The sequence below is a fragment of the Arthrobacter sp. CAN_A2 genome, from assembly GCF_015752045.1.
Classification (GTDB): domain Bacteria; phylum Actinomycetota; class Actinomycetes; order Actinomycetales; family Micrococcaceae; genus Arthrobacter_D.
In genome coordinates this window covers 475003-500692 of record NZ_JADOUS010000002.1, presented here as the reverse complement: position 1 = coordinate 500692, position 25690 = coordinate 475003, and the positions used below count along the sequence as shown (strand labels likewise).

The 25690-nt window shown below is 67.3% G+C and carries 22 protein-coding genes; 12 read left to right on the top strand and 10 right to left on the bottom strand.

Annotated features, from left to right (window positions below):
- Positions 1-199: 199 nt before the first annotated feature.
- From IWX63_RS04415 to IWX63_RS04405, 3 genes are all read left to right on the top strand, one after another.
- Positions 200-712, top strand: coding sequence for a hypothetical protein (locus tag IWX63_RS04415; RefSeq protein ID WP_199276897.1), 513 nt, complete (start codon positions 200-202; stop codon positions 710-712).
- A 506-nt stretch (positions 713-1218) separates the two neighbouring features.
- Positions 1219-2394: a GmrSD restriction endonuclease domain-containing protein gene (locus tag IWX63_RS04410; protein ID WP_334685626.1), complete on the top strand. Its 1176-nt coding sequence runs from the start codon at positions 1219-1221 to the stop codon at positions 2392-2394.
- 219 nt (positions 2395-2613) lie between these two features.
- Entirely contained in the window at positions 2614-3822 is a 1209-nt protein-coding gene (locus IWX63_RS04405; RefSeq protein ID WP_199276896.1) for a flavin-containing monooxygenase, read from the top strand.
- 55 nt (positions 3823-3877) lie between these two features.
- On the opposite strand, the gene IWX63_RS04400 is transcribed toward IWX63_RS04405, so the two are convergent.
- Positions 3878-4780, bottom strand: coding sequence for an aldo/keto reductase (locus tag IWX63_RS04400; RefSeq protein WP_199276895.1), 903 nt, complete (start codon positions 4778-4780; stop codon positions 3878-3880).
- Positions 4781-4860: 80 nt separating this feature from the next.
- On the opposite strand from IWX63_RS04400, the gene IWX63_RS04395 reads away from it, so the two are divergent.
- From IWX63_RS04395 to hxlA, 3 genes are all read left to right on the top strand, one after another.
- Positions 4861-5712, top strand: coding sequence for a helix-turn-helix transcriptional regulator (locus IWX63_RS04395; RefSeq protein ID WP_199276894.1), 852 nt, complete (start codon positions 4861-4863; stop codon positions 5710-5712).
- A 154-nt stretch (positions 5713-5866) separates the two neighbouring features.
- On the top strand, positions 5867-6442 hold the full coding sequence (hxlB, locus tag IWX63_RS04390) for a 6-phospho-3-hexuloisomerase (RefSeq protein ID WP_199276893.1): 576 nt from the start codon (positions 5867-5869) through the stop codon (positions 6440-6442).
- Between the two features lie 46 nt (positions 6443-6488).
- Complete coding sequence (gene hxlA, locus IWX63_RS04385; RefSeq protein WP_199276892.1) at positions 6489-7112, top strand: 3-hexulose-6-phosphate synthase; 624 nt, start codon at positions 6489-6491, stop codon at positions 7110-7112.
- A gap of 124 nt (positions 7113-7236) precedes the next feature.
- Here hxlA and IWX63_RS04380 read toward each other — a convergent pair whose 3' ends face one another.
- From IWX63_RS04380 to IWX63_RS04350, 7 genes are all read right to left on the bottom strand, one after another.
- On the bottom strand, positions 7237-8136 hold the full coding sequence (locus IWX63_RS04380; RefSeq protein ID WP_334685625.1) for an Ltp family lipoprotein: 900 nt from the start codon (positions 8134-8136) through the stop codon (positions 7237-7239).
- 269 nt (positions 8137-8405) lie between these two features.
- Positions 8406-9611 carry a Wadjet anti-phage system protein JetD domain-containing protein gene (locus tag IWX63_RS04375; protein WP_199276891.1) on the bottom strand — a complete coding sequence of 402 codons (1206 nt, stop codon included), beginning with the start codon at positions 9609-9611 and terminating at the stop codon, positions 8406-8408.
- Positions 9586-12987, bottom strand: a complete 3402-nt coding sequence (locus tag IWX63_RS04370) for an ATP-binding protein (protein ID WP_199276890.1) — start codon at positions 12985-12987, stop codon at positions 9586-9588. The genes IWX63_RS04375 and IWX63_RS04370 overlap by 26 nt, the downstream gene beginning before the upstream one ends.
- Complete coding sequence (locus IWX63_RS04365) at positions 12984-13613, bottom strand: DUF4194 domain-containing protein (protein WP_199276889.1); 630 nt, start codon at positions 13611-13613, stop codon at positions 12984-12986. Before IWX63_RS04365 ends, IWX63_RS04370 begins: the two co-directional genes overlap by 4 nt.
- Complete coding sequence (locus IWX63_RS04360; protein ID WP_199276888.1) at positions 13610-15052, bottom strand: DUF3375 domain-containing protein; 1443 nt, start codon at positions 15050-15052, stop codon at positions 13610-13612. Before IWX63_RS04360 ends, IWX63_RS04365 begins: the two co-directional genes overlap by 4 nt.
- 145 nt (positions 15053-15197) lie before the next feature.
- Complete coding sequence (locus IWX63_RS04355) at positions 15198-16829, bottom strand: peroxidase family protein (protein WP_199276887.1); 1632 nt, start codon at positions 16827-16829, stop codon at positions 15198-15200.
- Positions 16830-17003: 174 nt separating this feature from the next.
- Complete coding sequence (locus tag IWX63_RS04350) at positions 17004-18038, bottom strand: LacI family DNA-binding transcriptional regulator (RefSeq protein ID WP_199276886.1); 1035 nt, start codon at positions 18036-18038, stop codon at positions 17004-17006.
- 206 nt (positions 18039-18244) lie between these two features.
- On the opposite strand from IWX63_RS04350, the gene IWX63_RS04345 reads away from it, so the two are divergent.
- The 6 genes from IWX63_RS04345 to IWX63_RS16725 all read left to right on the top strand — a co-directional run bounded on the left by IWX63_RS04345 (position 18245) and on the right by IWX63_RS16725 (position 24083).
- Positions 18245-19510 (top strand): M20 family metallo-hydrolase, encoded by a 1266-nt coding sequence (locus IWX63_RS04345; RefSeq protein WP_199276885.1) that lies wholly within the window; start codon positions 18245-18247, stop codon positions 19508-19510.
- 43 nt (positions 19511-19553) lie between these two features.
- Positions 19554-20309: a DUF5058 family protein gene (locus IWX63_RS04340; protein ID WP_199276884.1), complete on the top strand. Its 756-nt coding sequence runs from the start codon at positions 19554-19556 to the stop codon at positions 20307-20309.
- Between the two features lie 27 nt (positions 20310-20336).
- Positions 20337-21065: a hypothetical protein gene (locus IWX63_RS04335; protein ID WP_199276883.1), complete on the top strand. Its 729-nt coding sequence runs from the start codon at positions 20337-20339 to the stop codon at positions 21063-21065.
- A gap of 47 nt (positions 21066-21112) precedes the next feature.
- Positions 21113-22348 (top strand): amidohydrolase, encoded by a 1236-nt coding sequence (locus IWX63_RS04330; protein ID WP_199276882.1) that lies wholly within the window; start codon positions 21113-21115, stop codon positions 22346-22348.
- Positions 22345-23754 carry an amidase gene (locus tag IWX63_RS04325; RefSeq protein ID WP_199276881.1) on the top strand — a complete coding sequence of 470 codons (1410 nt, stop codon included), beginning with the start codon at positions 22345-22347 and terminating at the stop codon, positions 23752-23754. Before IWX63_RS04330 ends, IWX63_RS04325 begins: the two co-directional genes overlap by 4 nt.
- Before the next feature lie 203 nt (positions 23755-23957).
- Positions 23958-24083 carry a hypothetical protein gene (locus IWX63_RS16725; RefSeq protein ID WP_334685624.1) on the top strand — a complete coding sequence of 42 codons (126 nt, stop codon included), beginning with the start codon at positions 23958-23960 and terminating at the stop codon, positions 24081-24083.
- 54 nt (positions 24084-24137) lie between these two features.
- On the opposite strand, the gene IWX63_RS04320 is transcribed toward IWX63_RS16725, so the two are convergent.
- Together IWX63_RS04320 and IWX63_RS04315 are read right to left on the bottom strand one after the other, a co-directional pair.
- Positions 24138-24506, bottom strand: a complete 369-nt coding sequence (locus IWX63_RS04320; protein WP_199276880.1) for a PH domain-containing protein — start codon at positions 24504-24506, stop codon at positions 24138-24140.
- Positions 24503-25666, bottom strand: coding sequence for a hypothetical protein (locus tag IWX63_RS04315; RefSeq protein WP_199276879.1), 1164 nt, complete (start codon positions 25664-25666; stop codon positions 24503-24505). The genes IWX63_RS04320 and IWX63_RS04315 overlap by 4 nt, the downstream gene beginning before the upstream one ends.
- Positions 25667-25690 lie beyond the last annotated feature (24 nt).

Here is a 25690-nt window from a genome sequence, read left to right as displayed (position 1 = left end):
GATGTCTGCCCGATCCGAGAACGTCAAAGCCCTGCGTCCCACCAGGCAACTCCCTCTATCCAGTTATGTTGTTGCTACGACGCTATGACACCAAGAAGTGCTTATTCACTTGCAGGGAATAGTTGCCGCCGAACTCACCCGGGTTCCGAGCTCGGAGGTTCTCGTTCGGAGTCGTGAATGCCCCGAGTTGCGCCCAGCCGTGGACAACCTGATTAGCGGCTGGGATCCTCGTGACATGTGGAGACCTGCGTGGGTTGGACTGATCGGAATAACCCTGGGGCTAGCCGGATGTTCGAACGGCTCAGACCCCGCCACTTCTGAGCCGACTACCGAGCCACCGTCTGTCACGCCGGGATCGGTTGCCGACTCAGAAGCCGAGGGCGAGCTTCCGCCGGAGGCCATTACCGCGGAGCAGGGCTCGCTCCCGCAGGAGCAGGCTTATCCCTTCCCTGAAGCCGGGTGGCTTGAGGGCGGCGCGAAGTTCGCGATCGTTCTTGTCGGCAGCTCGAGTTGTCCAGCATTCCCGTCTTCGATCGAAGTCATCGACGCTCATCGGCTGATGATCGGCATCGACAGCCGCGAAGGAGAAGTCTGCACAGCCGACATGGTGCCGCGCACCCACGTGCTCAGGACACCTGCAGACATCGATAGCTCACAGGAAGTAACCCTTGAGTACAGCTTCGGGAGAACGGTCATTCTGCCGCCGCTCTGAACACTCACTGAGCTTCGGTATCTCGAGGCAAGGAGGGTGTCCCGGGTTTGCCCACTCAGGTCCCTCTCGAGGCGGATCCCGATCGCAAGGTGCAGCGCATCGGCACTCCCGAACCGATCAGGGAGTCCTGCTGCAATCAGGCAATCGGATCGCGTCATATCCGCGAGGTTGACGGACTTCAGGACGGTGGTGACGAGCGACGCAATGACCACCGCGGAGGTCGGCAAGTAAGTCTGCGGTGATGGCGCCGTCCCCGGATCGTAGCCATTCCTCCGGGATTTCTCACCGATTGCCGGGCGTTGTCCCAGGCCGCGGGAGCAGTTGTCCACATACGAGCTTCGACACGACGGGCCTGCCGCCGGTGTGCTATCGACGTGCCCTGTATTCTTCGATGACTTGTCTCATCACGATGACTGTCTGATCATTCGACGTCACCGCCAGTTCTGGGGGTTTCCATTAGTTCTTCTTTGCACTTGCCCGCCCAGAAATTGTTTGGGCGTCTCACAGTGCGATGGTCCGCGCAGATCCTCGCCGGGGCAGCCGCCATTGCCCTCCTCGCCGGGTGCGCCAGCGCGACGGCGTTGGACACCGCTCCGACGGCTGTCGCCCAGGCGACCGAACCGACTAAGCCAGCCGGCGAATCCGGTACAGCGACGCCCTCGGCCAAGCCGACGCCCTCCGCCAAGCCGACACCGTCACCCACCCCCAGCCCGACGCCGTCGGATGTCGCCCCACTCGACTCGGAGATCCCCGCCGATGTGACGGGCACGCCCCGCGCGCCGTCGGACCAACCGGCCTTCAACACCACCGCGCTCGCTGTCCTCGAGACGCTGCCCATCAAGGGCCGCGCGCCGAAGACCGGGTACGACCGCGAGGAGTTCGGGCAGGCGTGGGCCGACGTCGACCGCAACGGGTGCGATACCCGCAATGACATGCTGAACCGCGACCTGACGGAGATCGCCTACGCCAACCCCGTGCCCTGCAAGGTGCAGTCCGGCGTACTGGACGACCCGTACACCGGGACCGTGATCCCGTTCCTGCGCGGTCAGGCGACGAGCAGCGACGTGCAGATCGACCACGTCGTCGCCCTCTCGGACGCGTGGCAGAAGGGTGCCCAGCAGCTCAGTTTCGACCAGCGCATCGCGTTCGCGAACGATCCGCTGAACCTGCAGTCCACGGATGGCCCCACCAACCAGCAGAAGAGCGACGGCGACGCTGCCACCTGGGTGCCGCCGAACAAGGACTACCGCTGTGAGTACGTGGCCCGGCAGGTCTCAGTCAAGGCGACGTACACGCTGTGGGTCACGCAGGCCGAGCACGACGCCATGGCGAGCATCCTGTCCGACTGCAAAGGCATCCTTGCGCCGACCAACCAGATCGCGCCGTCGGTCGCAGCGCCCGTTGAGCCGGTCGAGACGCCGGCCCCCGCGCCCGTCGTCGTGCCGGTCGTGCCTGCGCCGGTCGCTCCCGCACCGGCTCCGGTGGTTCCTGCCCCCGCGCCGGTAGCGCCCGCTCCTGCACCGGTCGTGCCTGCCCCGGCTCCAGTCGCTCCGGCACCCGGGGTCTACTACGAGAACTGCGATGCTGTCCGTGCGGCGGGCGCGGCCCCGATCGCGGTGGGTTCGCCTGGTTTCCAGCCGAAGTTCGACCGGGACAAGGACGGGATCGGCTGCGACAGCTAGATCTACGCACCACACCGAACGACGGCGGGGCAGTAACCCATTGATCTCAAGGGGTTACTGCCCCGTTCGTGTCTGGTGGCTGGGCAGGGGGTGATCAAGCATGACTTGTGGGGTCACGGCAGACAGCAGGGCCGGCCTGGGGCGTAGGAGAGCCATGACAGTGAACCGTTCCCGGGTCCACACTGTAGTCACAGTACGTTCGGTGAGGGCAGGCGCGTCATGGTGCTCGAGTGTGTGGTGGTGGGAGCTGGACCTGCCGGGCTCGCTGCAAGTGCGTCGCTGTCGCGGCTCGGCATCGACCACGTTGTGCTCGAGCGGGCCCGACCAGGGGAGACATGGCGGACGCAGCGCTGGAATTCGCTCCATCTCAACAACCCCGGATTCATGAACACGATGTTGGGTGCGCAGGATCCCGACTCCTACCTCACCCGACACGACGTGGTTCAACGTCTTGAAGCACTGGCTTCGAAGGCTCCTGTAATCACCGGAACCGCCGTGGTCGGGCTATCGCACCATCGGGGTTCATGGCATCTGCAGACGAGTGACGGCCCGTATGCAGCCCGCACCATCGTCGTGGCGAGCGGCGGTGAGAACGTCCCGCGTCCGCCTGCTCTGGCGAGCGAGCTGCCCCATCGAATCAGCCAGCACCATGCCTCCATGTACAGGAATCCGGATGAATTGCCCGACGGGGCAGTGCTGGTTGTCGGCAGCGCACAGTCCGGAACACAGATCACCGACGAATTGCTTGCCGCAGGCAGGCGGGTCTGGCTGGCAACCTGCCCGATCGGGCGCGCGTCGGCCAGGTATCGCGGAAGAGACACGGTCAGATGGCTGGATGAGGCGGGTTTCTTCGAGCAGCGACCCGAGGACCTCCCCGACCCTCGAGCCGTCAGCACCGTACCGGCCCTGCTCGCGCCCGGCGGGCGGAGCATGAGCCTCCAACTCTTGGCCAAGGCCGGCGCGACACTCACGGGGCGTCTCGTGGCAGCCGATGGTGACACGATCACGTTCGATACCAGCGCTGCAGACAACGTCACCTACGGAGACCGTTCCGCAGCGACCATCCGGGGCGTGATCGATGCCCATATTCAGGACCACCGAATCGACGCCCCCGCGGCCGAACCGGACGAAGCGGAACAACCGGTCGAGCTCGACCCACCAGAACGCATTCGCCTTCGGAGCGCAGGGATCAGCAGCGTCATCTGGTGCACCGGTTACACCGGGGCTTTCGATTGGCTGGGTGAGGACCTGACCGATTCTCGGAGGATGCCGCTTTGCCAGGGGCCCGCTTCACCGGCTCCGGGGATCTGGTTCATCGGTCTGCGGTGGCTCATTCGCCGCACGTCGGGAAACTTCATCGGCTTTCCCAAGGACGCCGATGTCATCGCCGACTCGGTGCGAGCCTACTTGAGCGCAACGAGACCCTGAGCGTCGGCACCGACGGCCGTGCGGATGCCCCGCCGTCGTCGTTCAGGGTGAAGACCTACATGCTCCACAGCTCCGCGTGGATATCCGTCTCGTCCGACCACCGGCGGTGCAGCGCGAACAGTTCGTCCACGATGTCCTGCGGCAGCGGCGTGATGTCCCGGCTGCAGGTGAGCAGTTCGCGCAGATTCTCCTCCCGGCTCGCCGAGCCGACGGTGGACACCACCTGCGGGGTGCTGTGCGTGAACCGGATGCAGAACTCGGCCCAGCTCTCGATGCCGCAGCGCTCGAAGATGGGCGCCACCTCGATGGCCCGCTCCTGCAGGTACGGCTTCCACGCGGCACCCGGGACATCACGCAGGGTGTGGACCGGTGCGCCGGCCACGGTGCGCATCGAGATGATGGCCTTGTCCTGCGCCAGCAGTTCGTCCCACAGGTCGTTCGACGCGAAGCGCTGCAGCGGGTTGAGGTAGAAGACGTAGCCGTCGATCAGGCCGTCCAGGTGCCCGGCCCGCAGCGCCTTGAGCGGTGCCTCCGAGGTCCACGGGAAGATCTCGAGGACGAAGCGGCCCACGAGGCCCTCGTCCTTGATCCGCTGCAGGTCGGCGAGGGTGGGACCGCCCGACGGCATGTCGTCCGCGAACGCGCCCACGCCGGTGAGCTGCCCGATGTCGATCGAGCTGATGCCCAGGGGCTCGATGTTCTCGGCGATGGTGGCGCGGACGTCGTCGGCCGTTCCGCCACCCAGCTTCACGATGACCGGCGGGACCTTGGCGCGGTCCTCCTCGAAGGCAGCGCCGAGCACCTCGAGGGCGTGGTCGTACTGGCGGGAGGTGTGGAGCCAGAGACCCGCGTCGATCGCCGTGCGGGCCATGTGCGCCTGCTGCTCGCGGGGGACGTCGTCGTGCCCGAGCCGCGTGGTGCCGTAGATGAACGGGGGGAGGTCTGCCAGAGGTTTCATTGCCTCAGGCTACCGGCGGGAGGCGCCCGCTGACGGAACCCTGCCGGGACGGTGAGGGAAGGTGCGGCAGAATGGAAGGCATGGACCGGGCCGCAGAGATCTCCGCTTTCCTGCGCTCGCGACGCGCACGGCTCTCACCCACCGACCTCGGCGCCCCGTTCGATGGCAGGGTGCGCCGCGTCCCCGGGCTCCGCCGGGAGGAAGTGGCCCGCCTCGCAGGGATGAGCGCCGACTACTACATGCGGATCGAGCAGGGCCGCGGCGGCGCGGTGTCCCTCGAGATCATCGACTCCATCGCCCAGGCCCTCCGCCTCGACACCGTGGAGCGGAACCACCTCCTCAACCTCTGCACCGCCCCGACCCCGCACCACACGCCCTCGTACGAGCCCCAGCGGGTCCGGCCCGGCCTGTACGACCTGCTGTCCGTCATGGAACCGGTCCCCGCGATCATCCTGGGCCGCCGCACGGACGTGCTCGCGAGCAACCGTCTGGCGCGGGCGCTGATGACCGACTTCGAGGCGCTCCCGGCCACCCACCGCAACTACGCGCGCTTCATCCTGCTCGACCCGAGGGCACGGGAGCTCTACCAGGACTGGGAGCAGGTCGGCGAGCAGACCACGTCCATGCTGCACCTCGACGTCGGACGCTTCCCGGACGACCGCCAACTCGCCGATCTCATCACCGACCTCCGCGAAGGCTGCCCCGAATTCCCGCGCTTCTGGGACGACCAGAACGTGCACGAGAAGGACCAGGGCGAGATCCGCTTCAACCACCCGGTGGTCGGCGAGTTCGTGCTGCACTACCAGACCCTCCTCGTCCCGGGCGAGGCGGACCAGAGCGTCTGCACCTACTACGGAGCGCCGGGCTCCAGCAGCGAAGCCGCTCTCGCGCGCCTGGCCCAGGCGACGACGTCGGCCCCGGCTCCCGCCTGACAGCTCTGCCCGGCAGCAATTCCTGTGGCGTGGTTCACGGATTCGCCTAGCCCTGCGCAACCTAGGTTCGGCGGGGTAGGGCTCGCGCCCTGACGGGCCCTAGGGAGGTGATGGACTGAAGTCCGGACCAACCCCGACCGGCAGGAGCCCACCGATGACCGAAGCACCCGAGGACCACTCGGTGTCCGCCGGCCTGCGCCTGCTCCACGAGGAACTCGTCGGTGCGGCCGAAGGCCTGCAGGACGACCAGCTCTCGGCGCTCGTCTCCGAGATCCAGCAGGCGCGGCGTGTTTTCGTCACCGGGGGAGGGCGCAGCGGGCTCGCCCTGCGCATGCACGCCATTCGCCTCATGCACCTCGGACTGACCGTCCACGTGGTGGGCGAGACAACGACGCCGGCCATCGGCGAGGGCGACCTGCTGCTCGTCGCCTCCGGCTCCGGCACGACGGCGGGAGCTGTGGCCGCGGCCGAGACGGCCGGCAGCGTCGGCGCTCGCGTCGCAGCTGTCACCACCGACGGCGAGTCAAAGCTCGCGAACCTCGCGGACTGCGTGGTGGTCATCCCCGCCGCGCAGAAGACGGACCACGGCGGCACGGCATCGAGCCAGTACTCCGGCAGCCTCTTCGAGCAGGCCCTGCTCCTGGCGCTCGACGCCACCTTCCACACCCTCTGGCAGGCCGACGGCACCCCCGCCGAAGACCTCTGGCCCCGCCACGCGAACCTCGAATAGCGCGCGCCACCCTCACCCTTCATCCCCAGCTAGCAAAGGACACCTCATGAAACTGCAACTCGCCATGGACGTACTGACCGTCGAAGACGCCCTCGAGCTCTCCGGGAAGGTCGCCGAGTACGTCGACATCATCGAACTCGGCACCCCGCTGGTCAAGAACGCCGGCATGACCGCCGTGACCGCCATCAAGGAAGCCCACCCGGACAAGATCGTCTTCGCGGACCTCAAGACCATGGACGCCGGCGAGCTCGAAGCCGACGTCGCCTTCAAGGCCGGCGCCGATCTCGTGACCGTCCTTGGGGTTGCCGACGACTCCACCATCGCCGGAGCCATCAAGGCCGGCAAGGCCCACGGCAAGGGCGTCGTCGTCGACCTCATCGGTGTCGACGACAAGGCCGCCCGCGCCAAGGAGGTCACCGACCTCGGCGCCGAGTTCGTGGAGTTCCACGCCGGCCTCGACGAGCAGGCCCAGGAGGGCTACGACCTGAACACCCTGCTCACCGCGGGCAAGGAGTCCGGCGTCGCCTTCTCGGTGGCCGGCGGCGTGAAGCTCGCAACCGTCAAGGACGTGCAGGCCTCGGGTGCCGACGTCGCCGTCGTCGGCGGTGGCATCTACAGCGCCGACGATCCCGCCCAGGCCGCGAAGGACCTGCGTGACGCCATCGGCTGATCCGCCCGTCCGAACCCGGACAAAATATGGCATGTTTCTGCACTCGACAGACCGGTGAAAGGCCGCCCGCTCCTACGGGAGCGAGCGGCCTTTCCTGCGTGTGGGGGTGAAACCAGTCAGGCCGCTAGAGGCCCGTTGTACTCACCCCGTACTCCGCCTGTTCTGGTGTGTAGCCCTCGAAGATCAGTTGCTCGACAAGCGCGGGACGCGAGAACGAAGAGAACTCCAGATAGTTCGCCGCAGACTTGGCTGCCTGTTCGTTCCAGTCCACGGTGATGTTGTCGACGGCGTAGGTTGCATCCTCCGTGGAGAATTCCTCGAATTCCAGCTGTTTGATCAGGCCAGTACGTGAGAAAGCGGTGAATTCGAGGTAGCGCTCGGCGGATTCGACGGCGTTAGCCTGCCCTGCGGTTCCCGCAGATTCGGGCGCTGGTGGTGTCGTCTGCGCAGGCGCTTCGGGCGAAGTCAGTGCCTCCGTCGGTGGCGTTGTCTCCACAGCAGCGGGCTCCTCCATAACCGCGGAGGTGATCGGCGCCGGCTGACTAGCCGGCATCGAACCCGCGAGGGCCGAGAAGGTCATCATATTGGTGACGAATGACGCAAGGATGAGTACGGCGGTGATGATCCATGCCTTCACCTTGTGCTCCGGGTAGCCCGCGAGACTCCGCTTTCGCGAGTCGGTCTGATTGCCCGTAAGAATGATCACCAAGTCGATGAGGTACCAGATACCGAATCCACCCAGGGTCAAGAGCTTGACGACACCCGTGCCGACTTTGCCGAGGTAGAACCGGTCCACCCCGAATACGCCCAGGAAGAGTGACAGCAACCACGTCACCAGGAAGCTCTTCTGAGGCTGCGAGTAGTCCTGCCCCTGTCCATACTGGGCCTGCGGATACTGCTGAGTGCTGGGCCCGGGGTACCTGTCCGGCGAACCGGGATAGCCGGGGTTCTGCGGTGCGTAGGGCTGATCGCCCTGGCTTCCCAAATTCTTGGAATTGTACGAAGGTTGTTCTGTATTGCTCACTAATTCCCCTTGTAGACCTGAAGCTCTTGAAAATGAAGAGCGCGCTAGGGGACGCCGAACGATTCAAACTCCCCCGTGCTGAATCGTCCTGGGACGAATAGCTCGGAGTAACGCTACATCCCTCGCGGCGATTTGGTGCTGTGGAAATGCGCTGCTTTCCCTCAAGACTTTGGCATTTTGAACCGCCTCTGTTCGGAGCCGCAGAACGGCACCCCGGATAACGAGCGGCAGTCGGGCGTCGCTGCAGGACGAGGGCTGGTAAATGAGACCTAGACGGTCAGGCGCGATTCCACCCAGTCCCAGCGGAGCAGCTCCTGTTCCAGGCGAAGCGATGGCCCATACACGTCCTGCTGCAAGGCGCTGTACAGGTCCGCTTCCGCAGCGGTGAGTCGTGTCAGACGAGCGCGCGACGGCTTCGTCTCCATACCCCAGCGGTCCCGGTGCGCGAGCAGCGTCGGCTCGTCCATGAGAACGCTGGCCACCTGCGGATGCACCGCCCGAAGCTGGTCGAGGATCTGGAAGCCGTGGGTGTCCAGATCGCCCCAGTAGTGCACCAGGCAACCGCGCAGCCACCGCGCATCCCGCAGCGATGAGAAACCGTAGCCCCCGCCGAAGAGCGCCAGAGTCCCAGGACGGTCCGGCAGCGACAGGAAGTTGACCAGGTTCTCCGTGACGATCACGTGCTCCACCGGCAGGCTCAGCCCAGCGAACGCCTCTGCAGTGACGTTGATGTCCCGTGCACCGCCGAACACCTGGAGGTCAGGGTCGAGCACTCGGAAGCGGACCTGCTCGGGCGCGCGGAGGAACCCGTGCCGGGCGGCGAACCGGGCCGCGGGAGTGCCGGAGAAGTCCTCCGGTAGCGCCGCCTTCTCGGGCGTCAGCACCTCCAGCATCCCGTCGATCACCCGACGGTGTCCCTCGACGAACTTGGTGTGCACACCGGGCAGACTGAGTTGCCGGACGTAGATGCCGGGTGACGGGTGCTGCTTCAACCACAACGCGACCCGCGCGGCCGTCAGCGCGTCCTCGCCCAGCTCGAGGAGCTGGAGCGGCAGGGCGACTGCCCAGGTCCGCAGCGCGGGGTCGAGCTCCGAGAGGCGCGCGGCGAGATTCACCACCTTCACCGCGTCCTTGCTGCGGTGCACGAAGGCGATCTCGTCATCGATCGTCGCGAACACCGCGGCCGTGGGCACCTGGTTGGCTCCGATGGTGGTCCGGCCCACCTCGGCGAGTTCGAGGCTGAACGGGCCTGCAGCGGTCAGCTCGGCCGCCCAGGACCGGGCAGCTGGGTAGTGGTCGCGCAACTCGGCGGCAGTCGGCTTCTTCAGGGCACGACGGCGGGGATAGATCCCGGTCGGTTCCAGCTTCTCTCGCACGAGGGTGCCCCGCTGCCAGGCGGTCGTGGACAGCGCGCGAAGATCGGCGAGCGAGGTCCAGCGGGTCGACGCCTCACCTGGCACGCCGGTCCCGTTCATCGCGGTACTCCTGGATGGTCATGTTGCGGAGCTGGGAATTGTCGCCATTCGTATTCGCCACGAAGCCCACATGGGACACGAAGGGTTCGATCACATGGATCTTTTGCAGTGGCGTGACGATGAGCAGCTGCAGCTTCATGCGCTGGAACAACTCCAGACCGTAGCGTGCCGATTCGTCCGATCCGCGACCGAAGGCCTCGTCGATGATGACGAACCGGAAGCTGCGTCCGGCCGTTCTGGACGAGGCCCGGCCGGCGCCTTGCGCGGAGCCGAGGCCGAACTGGAAGGCGAGCGCCGCCGCCAGGATGGTATAGGCGAGCTTCTCCTTCTGGCCACCCGACTTCCCGCCGGAGTCGGTGAAGTGCTCGTGCTCCTCGCCGGTCTCCGTCCACTTCTCCGAGGCCGAGAAAGTGAACCAGTTCCGCACGTCGGTGACCTTCGCCGTCCAGCGTTCGTCCAGCGCCGTGAGGCCCTCGCGGCCGCGGAAGCGCTCAATCAGCCCTGCGACTTGCAGATACTTTTGTTCCGAGTACTGCTCGGCGTCGCCGAGGCTTCCCTCCGAACAGGCGCGCAGGTCGCTGCCGAACTGGCGCACGTCCGGGTCGGTGGTGTTCTGGTGCTCCAGCTGGATGTGCCGGCCAGGGTTGTAGTCGATGCCGGCGAGGGACACGTTGATCTCCGTGATCCGGCCGATGATGTCCTGGCGGCGGCTGTCGAGGAACGCGTTGAACGCCACCACCTCGTGGATGGTGTTCTGATTGAGGGACTCTTTGAAGTGCGCCTCGAACCGGGGGAGGTCGTTGCTGGCCAGCTGGTCGAGCATCCCGGTGAACTCGTAGGCCGCGTCCAGGGACGCGTCGATATCCGCAGTCTCGTTCGGGTACCTGTTCCGGAAGTCCGCCATCTGCCGCACGGTGGAGGCAGCCGCAGTGGCGATGCGTTTGGTCAGCGCGTCGATGCTTGCGGTAAGGCCGGTGCGGGCCGCGGTCTTGACGGACGCTGTGTTCCGGTACGTCAGACACTTCTCGCCGAGCACGCCCGCGGTGAGTTGCGCGACGGCGGCGCGGACGTCTTCGTCGTCGGTCAGGGGAGTATCGCCCAGGATCTCCTGGCACTCGGTGATGGCCTCGGCGATATCCCGGGCGTCCTTGTCGTTGGCGCCGATGCGCTGCTGCAGGGTGACACCCTTCTGCTCGAGCTTCTGCAGGCGCTCCCTGAGTTCGGCCCCCGTGCCCACCAGATGCTGCAGGACGTCGCTCGCCCCCTCCAGCTCTGCTCGCTCCGCGGTGAGATCCGCGATGTGGCGCACGGTGAGTTGCCAACCGATCTCTGCGAAGGTCAGGACGGAGCGGACAGTGCCCAGGTCCTGGTTCTTCCGGCCGATCTCGCGGAGCGACGCCGCGATGCGGTCCAGTTGTGCGGCAATGCCCTGGAGCTGGCCGTGAATCTCGTCCCGCTCGGCGTGGAACCGGGCGATCTTGTCGTGGTTGTCCCAGCCGAGCACGAACGTACGCCGGTCGCCCAGGCCCTGGCGGTCGTCCTTCTCGTGGCGCCCCCGCCCGCCCTTGAGCTGGCCGTTGGGCGTCAGTGCCTTCGGATGACGGCGGAAATCATCCAGGGTTTCACAGCATATGTAGTCGAAGCGGCTGCCGAGCTCGTCGAGAAGGAAGTCCCGCAGCGGTGTCCCGGCCTTGATGGCGATCTTGGCGGCCAGGGTGCCGTTCGCGGGAGGCTTCGGGGAGTAGGTGCCTGCGACGCGCCGGTATACCAGCCGCCCGCGGAGGTTGTTGCCGTCCACCCAGGCACTGACGGCGGCATAGTGCTCGTCCGGGACCAGCAGGGACAGGGCGAAGCCTCGCAGGGTCCGCTCGGCCGCTCCCTCCCACGCGCCCTCGCCGTCGCGCACGCGCAGCAGCTCGCCCACATAGGGCAGCGCTGACTCCGGGATGCCAGTCCCGCCGCACAGGCGACGGCGTAGGTCCAACTGGGCGCTGGGCAGCAGCGTGGGCCGCGACTGCAGGGAGACGAGCTCCGCCTCGACCTCGGCCAGTTGCTTGACCCGTCCCGCGCGCTCCACGGTCAGCGCGGTCTGCTGCTCCTGCAGATCCGTTGCATTGTCCCGCAGCCCGTTCTCGACGTCCTCGAGCCGCGCGCGGTTCGCGTCGAACAGCACGCGGTCCTCAGGACGCTGGAGTCCGAGGTCGGCCGCGGCCACGCTGTAGTTCTCGAAGCGGGCCCGCTGAAACCGGGACTGCTCTTCCAGGCGTGCGAGCTCGAGGTCGATCGCGGTGAGGCGGCCGCCGCCATTGGTCCGGATGTCCTCCTGCACGGCGGAGAGCTCGTGCCGGACCTCGGCGATCTCGGCTGCCAGCGCCACGCTGTCCTCGCGGTACCGGGTGGCGGTGCGCTGGAGCTCGTCGGCGTGCTCCAGACTGAGCTGGAGCCGCTGCTGCGTGATCCAGGGATGCAGCTGGTCCCGCTGAGTCCGGGCCCGCTTGTCCTCGTCACTCAGCCGGGCGTGCAGGGCCGACCCGTCGCGGATCGGCGTCAGGAGAGCGATCTGGTCCTTGGCCCTCAGGACGGCGTCGTGGGCCCTCTTGAGGTCGTCGAAGTGGTGGATCAGGTTCTGGATCCGCGCCGCGACGTCGTCCTCTTCGAGCATGTTGGTCCGCACGAACGAGGTGATGTTCTCCACCTGCTTCATGGAGATGGTGCGGTGGAAGAGCTCCATGGCCTGGTTGCTGTTGATCCCGAAGTGGCGTTTGAAGGCGGCGGCGTAGGGGTCAAAGGAGTCGTGGACGGTTACACCGGCGGCGCGCAGCTTCTTCTTCAGTTTCGCCGGGTCCTGGCCGAAGTCGGAGAAGTCGGCAGCGATGCTCTGATCGGTCTCCGCGAGCGAGTAGAAGCGGGCCGGCTGGCCCGCCTCCTGCGTGGCCCAGAGTGTGATGGCAAGGGTCACGGACTTCCCCAGCTGGGAGTTGTGGAAGACCCCAAGCACCACGGTCAGCATCCCGGTGGGGCGGAGCGCCACCGGCTTCGAGTACTCGCCACCCGTGCTCCGCGTGCTCTTGTGGAACCCGCGCACATAGGACATGAGGCTGCGTTCCTTCTTCTGCGCCCCCGCGGCCTTGTTGAAGTCGATCCGGTGGGCCGGGAGGAGCAGCGTGGTGATGGCGTCCACCACGGTGGATTTGCCCGACCCGATGTCGCCGGTGAGGAGGCAGTTGACGCCATCGAGCCTGAATCTCCTGGCACCGCCGTGGAAGGTGCCCCAGTTCAGCAGTTCGAGGCGGTGCAGCCGGAAGCCGGGCAGGGCGTCATCGTCGTGTGGCAGGTCGTCGAGACTGAAGAGGCTGTCCTGGATGTCGGTGCTCATTCGGCTGCTTCCTCCGTTGTCCCGGCAATGGCGGGTGTGCCGTCCAGGGCGGCCCGGTAGTCGGCGAGGCGTGCGTCGAACTCCTCGAGCCACTGCGCGTCCACGAAGGCCTTGAGGATGCGCATCACCTCGTACGTGCCGGGCTGGCCGCGGAGCCTGCGCAGGAATCCCAGCTCGACGACCTTCTTGATGTCCGTGGCAAGGCGGTCGAGCACGCGGGCCTCGTTGCTGCTGTCCGGCAGGAAGACCGAGACCGTGTCCGAGAGGTCCTGGTCCGTCATGATGAGTCGCGTGTCGCTGCTGCTGGTATCGAACTCGAGCATGCGTCCGCGAAGGAGCGCCAGCAGCAGGCTGACCTGGAAGGTCAGCCGGCGGCGCGGGATCAGCCGGGGGAGTGCGGTGTCCGCATCGTCGCCGGAGCGGAGGAACGCGTAGCCCTCGGGCTCGTCGAGAATGAGGTCGAGTCCGAGCACGGCGACGTAGTCGCGCACCTGGGGTGCGAGCCCGAGCAGCGCCTGCCACGTCTTCTCGTCCGTCTCGGCGTACACCACGCCCAGGAAGAGCCGGGTCACGACACCGGGGAGTTCCGGCGGGGTGGTGGCGGATTCGGGGGTCAGCATTGTCATGAGGGCCTCACGAAGATGATCCGGTTGATGGTCGCTTCGCGGATGCTGCCGTCGGGAAGCGTCCAGGCGAGCTGTTCGGTGCTGTCCTCGGTAACCGACGCCCATGGCGATTCGTCGGCCAGCTGGTGATAGGCGACCACTTCGGCGAGGCCCTGGGACAGCGGGTATGCGGCGGTGACCTCCGCAAGGGTGGCCTGCTCCGCTTCCTCGAGCACCAAGTCGACGTTGGCGGCGAGCCGGTGCTTGTCCACATAGAACTGGCTGAAGAGCGCGTCGGCATCGACGGCGGAGTCATCGGAGAGTTCGACGACGTCGTCCACCATCGCACGGCGGCTCGGCTCGTAGAGCGGGCGCTCGAACGGCAGTGCGACGTCCACGGTCGGGGCCGCGATGTCCATGAACACGCCCGACGGCGGCCTGCCGCGGGTTGCGAGCGCTCCGCCTTCGACCTGCCGGATGAGCTGCATGATGCGCTTGTTCTCGAGGAACACTTTGTTGTCGAGCAGCCGGCGCATCTGCTGGGAGAGCTGGCGCACCGTGGTCTGGGTTTGTTCGACGGCCGGCAGCCAGTCCTGGTGCAGGGTGCCGAGGCGGCGCAGTTCATCCCGCTCGGCAAGGGCTTCGATCTGAGTGGCGCGGTGCAGGAGGTCCCGGAGTTCGGTCCGCAGCTGCGGGGACATGAGGTAATCCCAGAAGCCCTGAAACGTACGGCCCTGCAGCGAACTGGTGATGCCCTGTTGGTTGGCAAAGATCGAGGCGAGCAGCTCTCCCTGCGTCCCGTCCCACGTGGTGATGTGCTCGCGCACCTCGCCGTCGAGCGTCCGGAAGTTCTGCTCGACCTCACGGAAGTCAGAGAGCAGATCCTTGGCGAGACCAGTGAGTTGCTGCAGGTGGTCCAGTGCCTCCGGGGTACTCATCACGCGCAGGTGGCCGTCTCGCAGGCGCTGTATTTCGGCGTCGATCCCGTCCCGTTGCCTTTGGAGCTCCGCGAGGCGCACCTCTGGGTCCGTCTCCGACCCCTGCACCAGGGCTTTGAGGACCGCGAAGATGCTGGTCAGGCGCGACTGCGTGGACACGAAGGCGCGCCCCTGGATACTCTCCACCCACCGGACCACGTCCTCGGACGTGGCGGTGAGGTCGTATCGGGGTTCGTCCTCGCCGGGTGCGTAGTACTTGCGGAGCCATGCCCGCTCCGGGGCCGCCCAGTCGTCGAGGTAGTCGGCTGCCTCCCGGGGGAAGGAATCTTCGCCGAGGGACTCGCGGACGTCGAACAGCACGTCGTCGAGGACGTCGATGAGCTGCTGCCGGCCGAGGTTGCGCTGGTTGGGTCCGGTGAACGCCGCCATGAAGAAGGCCAGCGCCAACGGTGCGTTCTGGGCACGGAGCAGCGACCACCCCCCGTGGTTCTCGCGCAGGGACGCGACGGCGTAGTAATCCACTTCTTCCCCAAATGGTGGCGGTGTCTGAACTGCTCACCATGGTAGGCGCTCGTCCGAGCAGGGGAGGGAACAGCGCTGCCTCGGCCCGAGGAGTGCCGGCAAAGTTTCTACTCGGCAGGGCGCCGCGGGGGCTCGAGAACCTACGTCAGGCGCCCTCTATCTCGTCCTCGGGCAGATCCTCCTCCTTCGTGAAGATTGCACCGCTCATCTTCAGCAGTTCTCCCATCCCGAACGCGGGATCGGCCGGCGTCCACGGGGTGCGTGCATTCAGATAGCTCTCGGGGTCGAGGGACAGCAGGCCCAGGATGACCTCGGCGACGATCCGCCCGCCCACCGGCCCGAGGGTGCGGCCGCCCTGCAGTTCTGCCTCCTTCAGGATGTAGAACCACAGGGGTGCCTTGTTGCCCCATTCGGGTTCGTACAGTCCGAGCCTGGCATTCGGGATGGGAGGGACGCCGAGCGCCTTCGCGACGTCCTGCCCCGCGGGAAGCCCCAGCGCCACGCCCCGCAGCAGATTACGGTGGGCGAGGGCGTAGATGGCACCGTCGATGTGGCTCACCACCGTGGGCGGCAGGTTCGCCAGGGGGAAGGACAGCTGGGTGTCGATGAGCCGGGCGGTGTTGCGGCCCATGGGCGGCTCGAAACCCGGGATGTCGAAGAAGTAGTTCCAGTCCGCCCGCGTGTCGTACGGCAGGGGGCGGGACCCGCGCAGGTCCTGCCCCGTCGGGCCGAACAACGGGAAGGTGGTGTTGTCGTGCATCTCGTACTCGGCGCGGATCATGCTGTGCCCGAACCGGTAGGCGCAGACGGAGAATTCGAGCGGAATCATCGGCTTCAGGCGGTTCCCCGGCTTATAGAACCGGCCGTCGACCTTCCTGGTCCCATCGGCCTGGGGGAGCAGCATGGCTTCGACCAGCGCGGACCCGACCATGCGGGGCAGGAAGTCGTTGACGATCACCCATTGGTAGTGCCAGCGGACAAGCCGGCGCGCTTCGGTGAAGGAATGGCCGAGGCCGACGAAGTGATTGTGCAACCTCAGGAATGCCACATGCATCTGGGACACGATGAGGTTCTCGTCGTTTCGCGGATCGCCGATGATCGCGGTACCGGCCGGTGTGCGGGGTAGGTCCGGTATTCCTTCAGGTGTGGTCGCGACCAGGAGCAGGGAGGGGTTCTTCGGGTCGTAAAGATGCGGGTCCTCCGCCGGTCCGCGTCCATAGACGGAGGCGAGGTCGAAGAACGGTGTGTTGAAGTTCTTGAGAGCCAGGGGATCAGCCTTCTGCAGGGACAGAGGCGTGATGTCGAGCGTGATGTCGTGGTCCACGAACTGGCCGAGGTAGGTGTATCCGGCCGGCATTCCCGCGTTGTCGAAACCGTCCTCGCTGGCGGAGACATCGGCGAGCGGCTGCCGTGGATCGATCATCCGCTGGGCCAGGACGCCCAGCAGCGCCTCCGGTGGGGCGAAAGGCTGCAGGGACGGGAACATCAGGCCGAATCGACCCTGCTGGGCGCGGCGCGACTTCACCGCGACCTCCGCACCCCGAGGGTTCCCGACCGCATGGCCGGAGGCCGGCCCCAGCCGGGCAGGCTTCTGCACCGTGGGTGCCGGCTTCGGGGCCGGAGCAGCGGAGGCACTCCGGGCTCCCATCGGAAGGACGGACAGCAGGCCTGCCGAAGCGGCCGAGAACATCGCCCCCCGGCGCGACAGACCGGACGGCTTGTCGAATGACGATGATGCCGGCTCGACGCCGGCCGCTGCGGCCGCTTCTGGATTCACGATGCCTCCCTCTCGTGGACGCGGTGTCGTCCATCCCGGGACCAGTCAACGGTGAGGACCTTGCCCTTACCTTGGGCCGGAGCCTCCTGACCACCTACCTCTTCACAAGCTCGGGCTGCCACGACGGCGGCAGTGGCTTCCAGGTCAAGGAGAGGAACAGCCCGCGGGCACGCGTTACGCGCGCAGCGGGGGAGTGGTGGCCCGCACCACGAGCTCCGGCGGCAGCAGCACGCTCCGGGTGGGCTCACCCCGCATGGTCCGGAGCAGGGCCTCCACGCTCTGGGTCCCCATGGCCGCGAGATCCGAACGGACGGACGTCAGCGGGACCGGCAGGGTGCCGGCGAGGTCGAGATCGTTGTAGCCGATGAGCGCCACGTCCGCCCCGACCCGCTTGCCGGCGTCCCGGATGGCGCCCATGGCCCCGAGGGCGAGAAGATCGTGCACGGCGAAGATGGCCGTGGGCGGCTCCGGCAGCGTCATCAGTTCTGCACCTGCGGTCAGTCCGGACGGCGTGCTGAAGGCCGACGCCACCACGTAGGGCTCCGGCAGGGAATAGCCCGCGGACTCGAACTCCCTCCGGAAGCCGAGGGTGCGCTCGCGGCCCGTGCTCGCCAGCTGGTCTCCGGCGATCACGCCGACCCGGCGGTGCCCCAGGGCCAGGAGGTGCTGAGCGGCGAGCCGGCCACCGCGGTAGTCGTCCGTCGTCACCGACAGGTGCCCCTCCAGGGTGCGCATCACGAGCACATACGGCACACCGCGGCTTCGTAGTTCATGCGCGGCCGTGTCGCCGCTGTGGGAGTCGCCGATGATGACGCCGTCGATCCTCCGCGAGAGCATCGCATCCAGGCGGGCACGGCGATGCTCCGGATCGTCGAGCGTGTTGGCGACGACGGTCCCGTACCCTGCCGCGCTCGCTGCCGCGTCGATGCTCTCGTAGATCGAGGCGAGGACGAGGTCGGTGAGTCGCGGGACGAGGACGCCGATCAGGCGCGAGCTGCCGGTCCGCAGCCCCGCCGCACCGACGTCGCGCCGGTAGCCGAGTGCTGCCGCGAGCTCACGGACACGCTTCACCGTGTCGGAGCCGATCCCCACGGGGTCGTCGCTCAAGGCGCGCGACACCGTCGAGATGTGCACCTGTGCATGACCGGCGATCGTCGCCAGGGTGACAGGACGCGCCCGGGCCGGCTGCGAACTGGGATCTTCCTTCATCGCATCGAGTCTAGGCCCGCGGGAGCCCCATGCGCCTCCCCTGCACCATCGTCCGCAAAGGTTTGCGCACAGACCACGGTAGATCGCAGGCTTCATCCCACAGAAACATTGACGAAATGATGCGTCCGTAGTGTGATTGGGGCCACACTTTGCAGCAACCCCTTCGCTGCACCCCACCGCAAACGTTTGTGCAAAGGACTGATTCCATGCTCCAGGTGCCCTCCCTCGAGACCCACGACCGTCTCGGTACCGGTGTCGCCGAGCTCTCCGCATTCAATGACGGCGACCGGCCCGGCTGGACCCGCGAGGTCTTCAGCGAGCCGTACCGCGCATCCCGCGCATGGACTGCCGCCCGCATGCGTGAGGCCGGGCTCGAGGTGCACGTGGACGCGGCCGGCAACATCGTCGGACGGCTGGCGGGGAGCGAGGCCTCGCTGCCCGCACTTGTCACGGGCTCCCACACGGACACGGTCGACGGCGGCGGTCGTTTCGACGGCATCGTAGGCGTGCTCGGATCCATCGAGGCAGCCCGCCTGCTGCAGGAATCCGGGATCCGACTGCGGCGGGACCTGCTGGTGGTCGATTTCCTCGGCGAGGAATCGAACGTCTTCGGGCTCAGCTGCCTCGGCAGCCGCTCCGCGGCCCAGGAGCTCACGCCGGAGGACCTCGACCGGCGCGACTACCGCGGCGTCACCCTCGGGCAGGCCTACGCCGACTACGGCCTCGACCCCTCCCGGCTCCTGGATGTCCCGTGGGCGAAGGAACCCCTGCACGCGTTCGTCGAACTGCACATCGAGCAGGGCCCCACCCTCGAGAAGCGCGGCCTGCCCCTCGGCATCGTCACCGCGATCACCGGTATAGAGCGCTTCATCGCCACCTTCGCGGGAGCCGCCGACCACGCGGGCACGACGTCGATGGAGGACCGCCGCGACGCCATGGCCGCCGCCGCCGAGGCCGTCCTCGCGGTGCGGGCCGAAGGCTGCGGGGCGCCGACCCACGGTGTCGCCACGTCGACGCGGGTCGAATCGGAGTCCCGCTCACCGAACGTCGTCCCGTCGCTCGTCCGGATGTACAGCGAGGTCCGCAGCGTCGACCCCACCTGGCTGTCCGGCGTCAAGGGACGCCTGACCGGCGAGATCGCCGCCAAGGCAGCCGACCTCGGCGTCGACGTCGGGTTCGAGTGGTCCACCGACAACACCGTGGTGCACGCGGCGTCCAGCGTGCAGGATGTCGCCGGAGCCGCCGTCGACGCCCTCGGCCTGCCCTGGATGCCGATCCCGAGCGGTGCGACCCACGACGCCGTGCACATGGCCACCCTCGCGCCCATGGGCATGATCTTCATCCCCTCCAAGGGCGGCAAGAGCCACTGCCCCGAGGAATGGAGCAGCACCGAGAACATCGCCACGGGTGTGGAAGCGCTCGTGGGGACCCTCCGCCGCCTCGACACCACCGACAGCCGCCCCACGTCCTGACCCGCGCAACCCTTCCCCCACCCACCCCGCCCCTGGAGTTCCCATGGAAACAGCACTGACTCCCGAAGGACTGTCCACGGACATCCTTGCGATCGCCAACATGCCCGTCCTCTGGGTCCTGGCCATCGGTGTCTTCGGCGCCATCATCGTGCAGTCCCTCGTCTACATGAAGGCCGCGAAGAAAGCCGGCCCGGCCGCCGACATCTCGGCGGAGGAGCTCAAGATCTCCTTCAGGGCCGGAGCCATCGCGGCCATCGGCCCGTCCCTGGCCGTGGTGCTGGTGAGCATCGCCCTCCTCACCCTCTTCGGGACGCCTGCCGTGCTGGTGCGCATCGGGCTCGTCGGGTCCGCCGCCACGGAATCGGCGTCGGCCAGTCTCGCCGCGGGCACCATGGGCGCCACCCTGGGCGGCCCCGACTACACCCAGGCGGTGTTCGTGGTCGCCTTCATGGCCATGAGCATGTCCGGTGCCGGGTGGATGCTCGCCACCCTGATCCTCACGCCGATCCTGCGCCGGGGCGATACCAAGCTCCGCAAGGTCAACCCCGCCCTGATGGCGATCGTCCCCGCCGCGGCCCTCATCGGCGCCTTCGCGAGCCTCGGCATCGCGGAACTCGGGAAGACACCCGTCCACATCCTGTCCGTCATCGTCTCCGCCGTGACCATGGCGGTGTGCATGTCCCTCGCCAGCAGGACGTCCGCGACCTGGCTGCGGGAATGGGGCCTCGGCATCTCGATCATCGTCGGCCTGATCGCCGCCTACATCGCCCACACCTCCGGCATGGCCCCCGCCGCCTAGGCAGTACCTCACCCGAAAGGAACCACCATGTCTGCTGCAGATACTGCCGTCACGCCGAACGCCTCCCTCGCCGAGTTCGACCGCACCACCTCCCGCTGGGGCCAGCTCACGATGGGCGCGGCGCTGCTCTTCTCCCTCGCCGCCCCGCTCTACCTCGTGCTGTTCACCGACTTGGGGATCACCGCGAGCATGATCTGGACGGCGTACCTCGCCGTCGCGGCCGCCTTCTTCGTGCTCTGGTTCGTGGAGCCCATCACCTACTACCCGGTGCTCGGTCCCGCCGCGATGTACCAGGCGTTCATGATCGGCAACATCGCCAACAAGCTTCTCCCGTCGGCCCTCGTGGCGCAGGCGGCCATCGGCGCGAAGGCAGGCACCAAACGGGGCGAGTTCGCCGCGCTCATGGCCATCTGCGGAGCGGCCATGGTTCACGTGCTGTCCATGCTGACCTTCGTCGGCATCCTCGGGACCTGGCTGGTCAGCGTCATCCCCACGGACATCGTGGACGTCGCCCGCCTGTACATCTTCCCCGCCATCATCGGCGGCGTCCTGGTGCAGCTCATCGTCACCATGAAGCAGCCGCGCGTCACCGTGATCGCCGTCGTCGTCGCCGCCCTCGTGCTCTTCGTCCTGGTGCCGGCCGTTCCCGCCCTCGCGAAGCCGGCCACCGGCGTCGTCGTCCTGATCACCGCGGTGCTCGCCTGGTTCCTGCGCTCGCGCACGGCGACCGCGACTCCTACCACGCTCGTCAACTAGGCTCCCCTGTCAACAACGTTTCGACACCGTCCGCCCGAAAGGACACCATGACCATCGACACCGACGTCTTCGATCTCTCCGACGCCCACACCACGGCCATGCACGAGCTCTACCGGCACCTCCACGCCCACCCCGAGCTGTCCATGCAGGAGACGCACACGGCCGCCTTCATCCTCGAGAAGCTGAACCACCTCGGGCTCGAGACGTTCATGTGCGGCGGGACCGGCGTCGTCGGGATCCTGCGCAACGGCGACGGACCCGTGGTCGGCTACCGCGCCGATACCGACGGCCTGCCCATCGCCGAGGACACCGGGCTGGACTACGCGAGCACGACGGCGGGACACCTCGCCGACGGCACGGGGGTCCCCGTGATGCACGGCTGCGGCCACGACACCCACATGACCGTGGGCCTCACCGCCGCGCAGCTGCTGACGGAGAACCGCGACGCCTGGTCCGGCACGGTGGTGTTCATCTTCCAGCCCGGCGAGGAGACCGGTGAGGGCGCGGAGGCGATGGTGGAGGACGGTCTGTGGGCCAAGGCGCCCCAGCCGTCGATCATCTACGGGCAGCACGTCTGGCCCGGGCTCGCCGGCACCGTCAACATCAGCAAGGGCACGGCCATGGCGATGGCCGATGCGTGGAAGGTCACCGTCCGAGGCCAGCAGGCACACGGGTCGCAGCCGGACCAGTCGATCGACCCGATCGTGCTCGGCGCGCACATGGTGGTCCGGATCCAGACGATCGTGTCCCGCGAGGTCCACCCGATGAAGTCCGCGGTCGTCACGATCGGCACGTTCCACGGCGGCCTGAAGGAGAACATCATCCCGGCGTCGGCGGAGTTCACCGTCAATGTGCGCACGTTCGACGTCGACGTGCGGGAGCGCGTGCTCGGCTCGCTCCGGCGCATCATCAGCGCCGAGGCAGCGGCGTCGGGGGCTCCGGAGCCGGTAATCGAGGAACTGATCAGCTTCCCCCAGTGCTACAACGACCCCTCCTCCACGGAGGACCTTATGGCCGTCCTCGGCGAGGTGCTGGGCGAGGACGCCGTCATCGAGTCCCCGCCCGTGATGGGCAGCGAGGACTTCGGGCTCCTGGCCGAGGCCATCGGCGTGCCGAGCGTCTACTGGTTCTTCGGTGGGCACCCGCAGGGAGTTCTCGACGGCGACGATCCCGTGCCGGGCAACCACTCGCCGTACTTCGCGCCGGCGATCGAGCCGACCCTAACCACCGGCGTGAAGGCAGCCATGACGGCGCTGCTGTCGAAGGTGGGGAAGGCCGCGTGAGCGGTGAGCTGCACGAACTGTCCGCCGCCGACCTGACGGCCGCCATCCGCCGTCGTGACGTGTCCGCGCGGGAGGCGCTCGAGGCGCATTTCGACCGGATGGACGCCGTCAACGGCAGGATCAACGCGGTGATCACGGAGGACCGGGAGGGCGCCGTCGAGCTCGCCACTGCGGCCGACGAGCTCGCCGCGTCGGGCGCGGACCTGCCGCCGCTGCACGGCCTGCCGATGACGCACAAGGACACGCACAACACGAGGGGTCTGCGGACGACGCAGGGCTCGATGATCTTCAAGGACTTCGTGCCGACGTTCGACGACCTGATCATCGGGCGCCTCAAGAATGCCGGTGTGGTCACGACGGGCAAGACGAACGTGCCGGAGTTCGCCGCCGGATCGCACACCTTCAACGAGGTGTTCGGGACCACCGTCAACCCGTACGACACGAGCCGCAGCGCCGGCGGCAGCAGCGGGGGAGTGGCGGCGTCGATCGCGGCCCGCATCCAGCCGCTGGGCGACGGCAGCGACATGGGCGGCTCGCTGCGCGTCCCGGCGTCGTTCTGCAACGTCGTCGGGTACCGGCCGTCGATCGGCGTCGTCCCGTCCGCGCCCACGCGCAACGCCTGGGCGTGGCTGAGCCGCAACGGGCTGATGGCGCGGGACATCGAGGACATCGCGCTGGGTATGACGGTGATCGCTGGGGCCGATCCCGCGGTCCCGTACGCCTATCCCGTGCGGGGCTCATTCGGCACCGGGCTGGAGCGGGACCTGACCGGTCTGCGGATCGGCTGGTCGCCGGACTTCGGTCTCGGAGTGCCCGTGGACCCCGAGGTGCTGCGGGTCCTCGAGCGGGAGCTGCGGGTCTTCGAGCGTCTCGGCGCGATCGTCGAGGAAGCAGCGCCGGACCTGCGCGACGCCGACCAGGTGTTCGGGACCACGCGGGCCTTCGACTTCGTGCTCGGCCTCGGCGACCTCGTCGCGAAGCACGGCGACGTCATCAAGCCGGAGATCCGCTGGAACGTGGAGCAGGGGCAGCAGCTGACGGCGCAGGATCTGGTCGACGCCGCGCTCGCCCGGACCCGCCTCGACACCAGCGTGCGCCGCTACTTCGGGACGTACGACGTGTTCGTGAGTCCGGCTGCGCAGGTCCTCCCGTTCGACGCCGCCGAGCGGTATCCGACGTCGCTGAACGGCGTCGCGTTCGAGACCTACCTGGACTGGATGCGCTCTGCCTGCCTGATCTCCGCAACGGGTCTGCCCGCTGTGTCGGTCCCGGCAGGCTTCAGCGCGGACGGCCTGCCGGTGGGGCTGCAGATCACGATGCCGCACGGCAGCGACATCGAGCTGCTGCAGGTGGCGTACGCATTCGAGCAGGCGACGGGCTGGGCGAAGCGGGCGCCGGAGCTGTAGGCGGCGGGGGTTCCGAGTGGTTCGAACGTCTTCTGACTACGTGGTTGAATACCCCGAAGTACTCATCTTACTGAACGAATCATCACTATGGGGGCGCTACATGGCTGGAGCAGGGGACAAGGCCGCGGCCTTCGTGAAGGGCAGCGGGGGGGAAGGCAAAGGCCGCCGGAGTCAAGGTCCACTCCATTGCCACGGATCCCGCTGTGCGGGCTCAGGCTCAGAGACTGATCGTCGATGGCAAGAAGGTCTACCAGGTCATCACAAGTCCCGAGGCGCAGCGCATCTACCGCCAGGCAGCCGACGTGCTCAAGAAGGCCCGCAAGAAGTAGGCGGAACACCCATCCGATTCCTCCGGGATGGGTGTTCCCTTTCTGTCCAGCTGGTCACCGGTTGATGAGGTGCCACAGGATGACGTCGTGGGCGTGCTTGGCCTTCTCATCCCCCCGGAAGTCGGCTTCGAAGGCTCTCGATCCGGCTGACACCGCAATCGACGAGCTGGACGCGAACTTCCCGAGCATCGACTTGTTGGTCAGCATCGATACCGCCTGGATGTTCCGATAGGGCAGGGACGTCAGCGCCACCTTGTTCCCCACGAAACTCTTGTCCTGAAGGATGACGCGCTGGTTGGTGAGCCCGATGAAGCCTGTTCCGACTCCGATGCAGTCGTAGACAGCGACGGCTTGCTCCCCCTGAAGGAGCCCGGACAGGATCATCTGGAGCTGCTCGGGCCGGTCGTGGACGATCTGGTTCATACGGGTTCCTTCTGCTGGTTGGTCCGCCGGGTCGATCTGACGATGGAGGGATCTTTGGGATCCCTGACGATCGGGACTCCTGCCGCTTCGGCCTGCGCATGGCACCATTTGCTCAATCCACCGGGGGCGAGATCGGACAGGTTCACTCCGCCCGTCAGGTGCTGACCCACGAGCGAGCCGAACAGGCCGATGTGTACGCCGCTCGACCGTAACTGGCCGTCCTGTAGGGCAGCGAGGAAAGCATCACGGAGGTGCTCCGAGGTGGGTTTCGATGCCGGGACGAGGCGCGTCACGTGACGTTTTAGGTGACCCGCAGCAGGCGTTTTGGAGGGCTTTGTGACCGGCGCCGGCGCCGGCGAAGGGGATGTGGGCGCCTTCGCGGGCGACTGCCGTAGGGCGTCAGATCGTAGGACGGGACTGATGCGCGGTGGCGCGGAAGCTCGTACTGGCGCTGGAGCCGCTACTGGCGCGGGAACCGTTATCGGGGTCAGAGCCGCTACTTGAGCTGGAGCATCGAGCAGCGACGCAAGCTCGAGATGCAGCGCGGCCAGCTCGCGATGGATGGCCGCCATGCGGACACCAGGATCCGGCTGCACGGGCGGAGGAGGGTCGAGCTTCCGGCGTACCGCCGAGCCGATGGAGCAGCGAAAGAGGTCGGTCAGGGTCTCCGCCAGCTCCAGCCGTGCACTGACGCCCGACACCAGCAGGGGAGCGGTGACCGCCCTGCGCTCGACCATGAGGGCCACCTCCTCCAGGGAGCCGTGGACCGCGCCGTAGCGCAACCGCTCCCGCCGGGTCGCCTCGTCGATCTGCGGCGAATAGACACTCGGGTACAGGTTGAGGGAATGCTGGTCGACGGACGGGAAGTACTTCCTGCAGATGTCCTGCCGCAGCACCCGGCGGACGGCCTGCAGCTGCCTGCCTACCTGCTCCACCGGATTCGGGACCGCCGCCCCGTTCGCCAGGATCCATGGCTTACCCTCGTCCATCACCTGCAGCACCAGGGCCGGGTACCGCTTCCACTCGCTGAGCACGAAGGTGCCCCTGAGCGAGTTGTAGAACAGCCAGTCCACCTCGGCGACCGGCAGACCGGGCGCATCGACCCGGAAGCTGGTGAACGCCCAGACGTGGTGGCCCAGGAGCTGATGCAGGCGGTTCACGTCAACGGGATCCGGTCTGTGGGC

Coding starts and splice junctions, on each gene's coding strand:
- IWX63_RS04405 (WP_199276896.1), top strand. CDS start 2,614: ATGGTGCTCGAGTGTGTGGTGGTGGGAGCTGGACCTGCCGGGCTCGCT.
- IWX63_RS04400 (WP_199276895.1), bottom strand. CDS start 4,780: ATGAAACCTCTGGCAGACCTCCCCCCGTTCATCTACGGCACCACGCGG.
- IWX63_RS04395 (WP_199276894.1), top strand. CDS start 4,861: ATGGACCGGGCCGCAGAGATCTCCGCTTTCCTGCGCTCGCGACGCGCA.
- hxlB (WP_199276893.1), top strand. CDS start 5,867: ATGACCGAAGCACCCGAGGACCACTCGGTGTCCGCCGGCCTGCGCCTG.
- hxlA (WP_199276892.1), top strand. CDS start 6,489: ATGAAACTGCAACTCGCCATGGACGTACTGACCGTCGAAGACGCCCTC.
- IWX63_RS04375 (WP_199276891.1), bottom strand. CDS start 9,611: ATGAACGGGACCGGCGTGCCAGGTGAGGCGTCGACCCGCTGGACCTCG.
- IWX63_RS04370 (WP_199276890.1), bottom strand. CDS start 12,987: ATGAGCACCGACATCCAGGACAGCCTCTTCAGTCTCGACGACCTGCCA.
- IWX63_RS04365 (WP_199276889.1), bottom strand. CDS start 13,613: ATGACAATGCTGACCCCCGAATCCGCCACCACCCCGCCGGAACTCCCC.
- IWX63_RS04350 (WP_199276886.1), bottom strand. CDS start 18,038: ATGAAGGAAGATCCCAGTTCGCAGCCGGCCCGGGCGCGTCCTGTCACC.
- IWX63_RS04345 (WP_199276885.1), top strand. CDS start 18,245: ATGCTCCAGGTGCCCTCCCTCGAGACCCACGACCGTCTCGGTACCGGT.
- IWX63_RS04340 (WP_199276884.1), top strand. CDS start 19,554: ATGGAAACAGCACTGACTCCCGAAGGACTGTCCACGGACATCCTTGCG.
- IWX63_RS04335 (WP_199276883.1), top strand. CDS start 20,337: ATGTCTGCTGCAGATACTGCCGTCACGCCGAACGCCTCCCTCGCCGAG.
- IWX63_RS04330 (WP_199276882.1), top strand. CDS start 21,113: ATGACCATCGACACCGACGTCTTCGATCTCTCCGACGCCCACACCACG.
- IWX63_RS04320 (WP_199276880.1), bottom strand. CDS start 24,506: ATGAACCAGATCGTCCACGACCGGCCCGAGCAGCTCCAGATGATCCTG.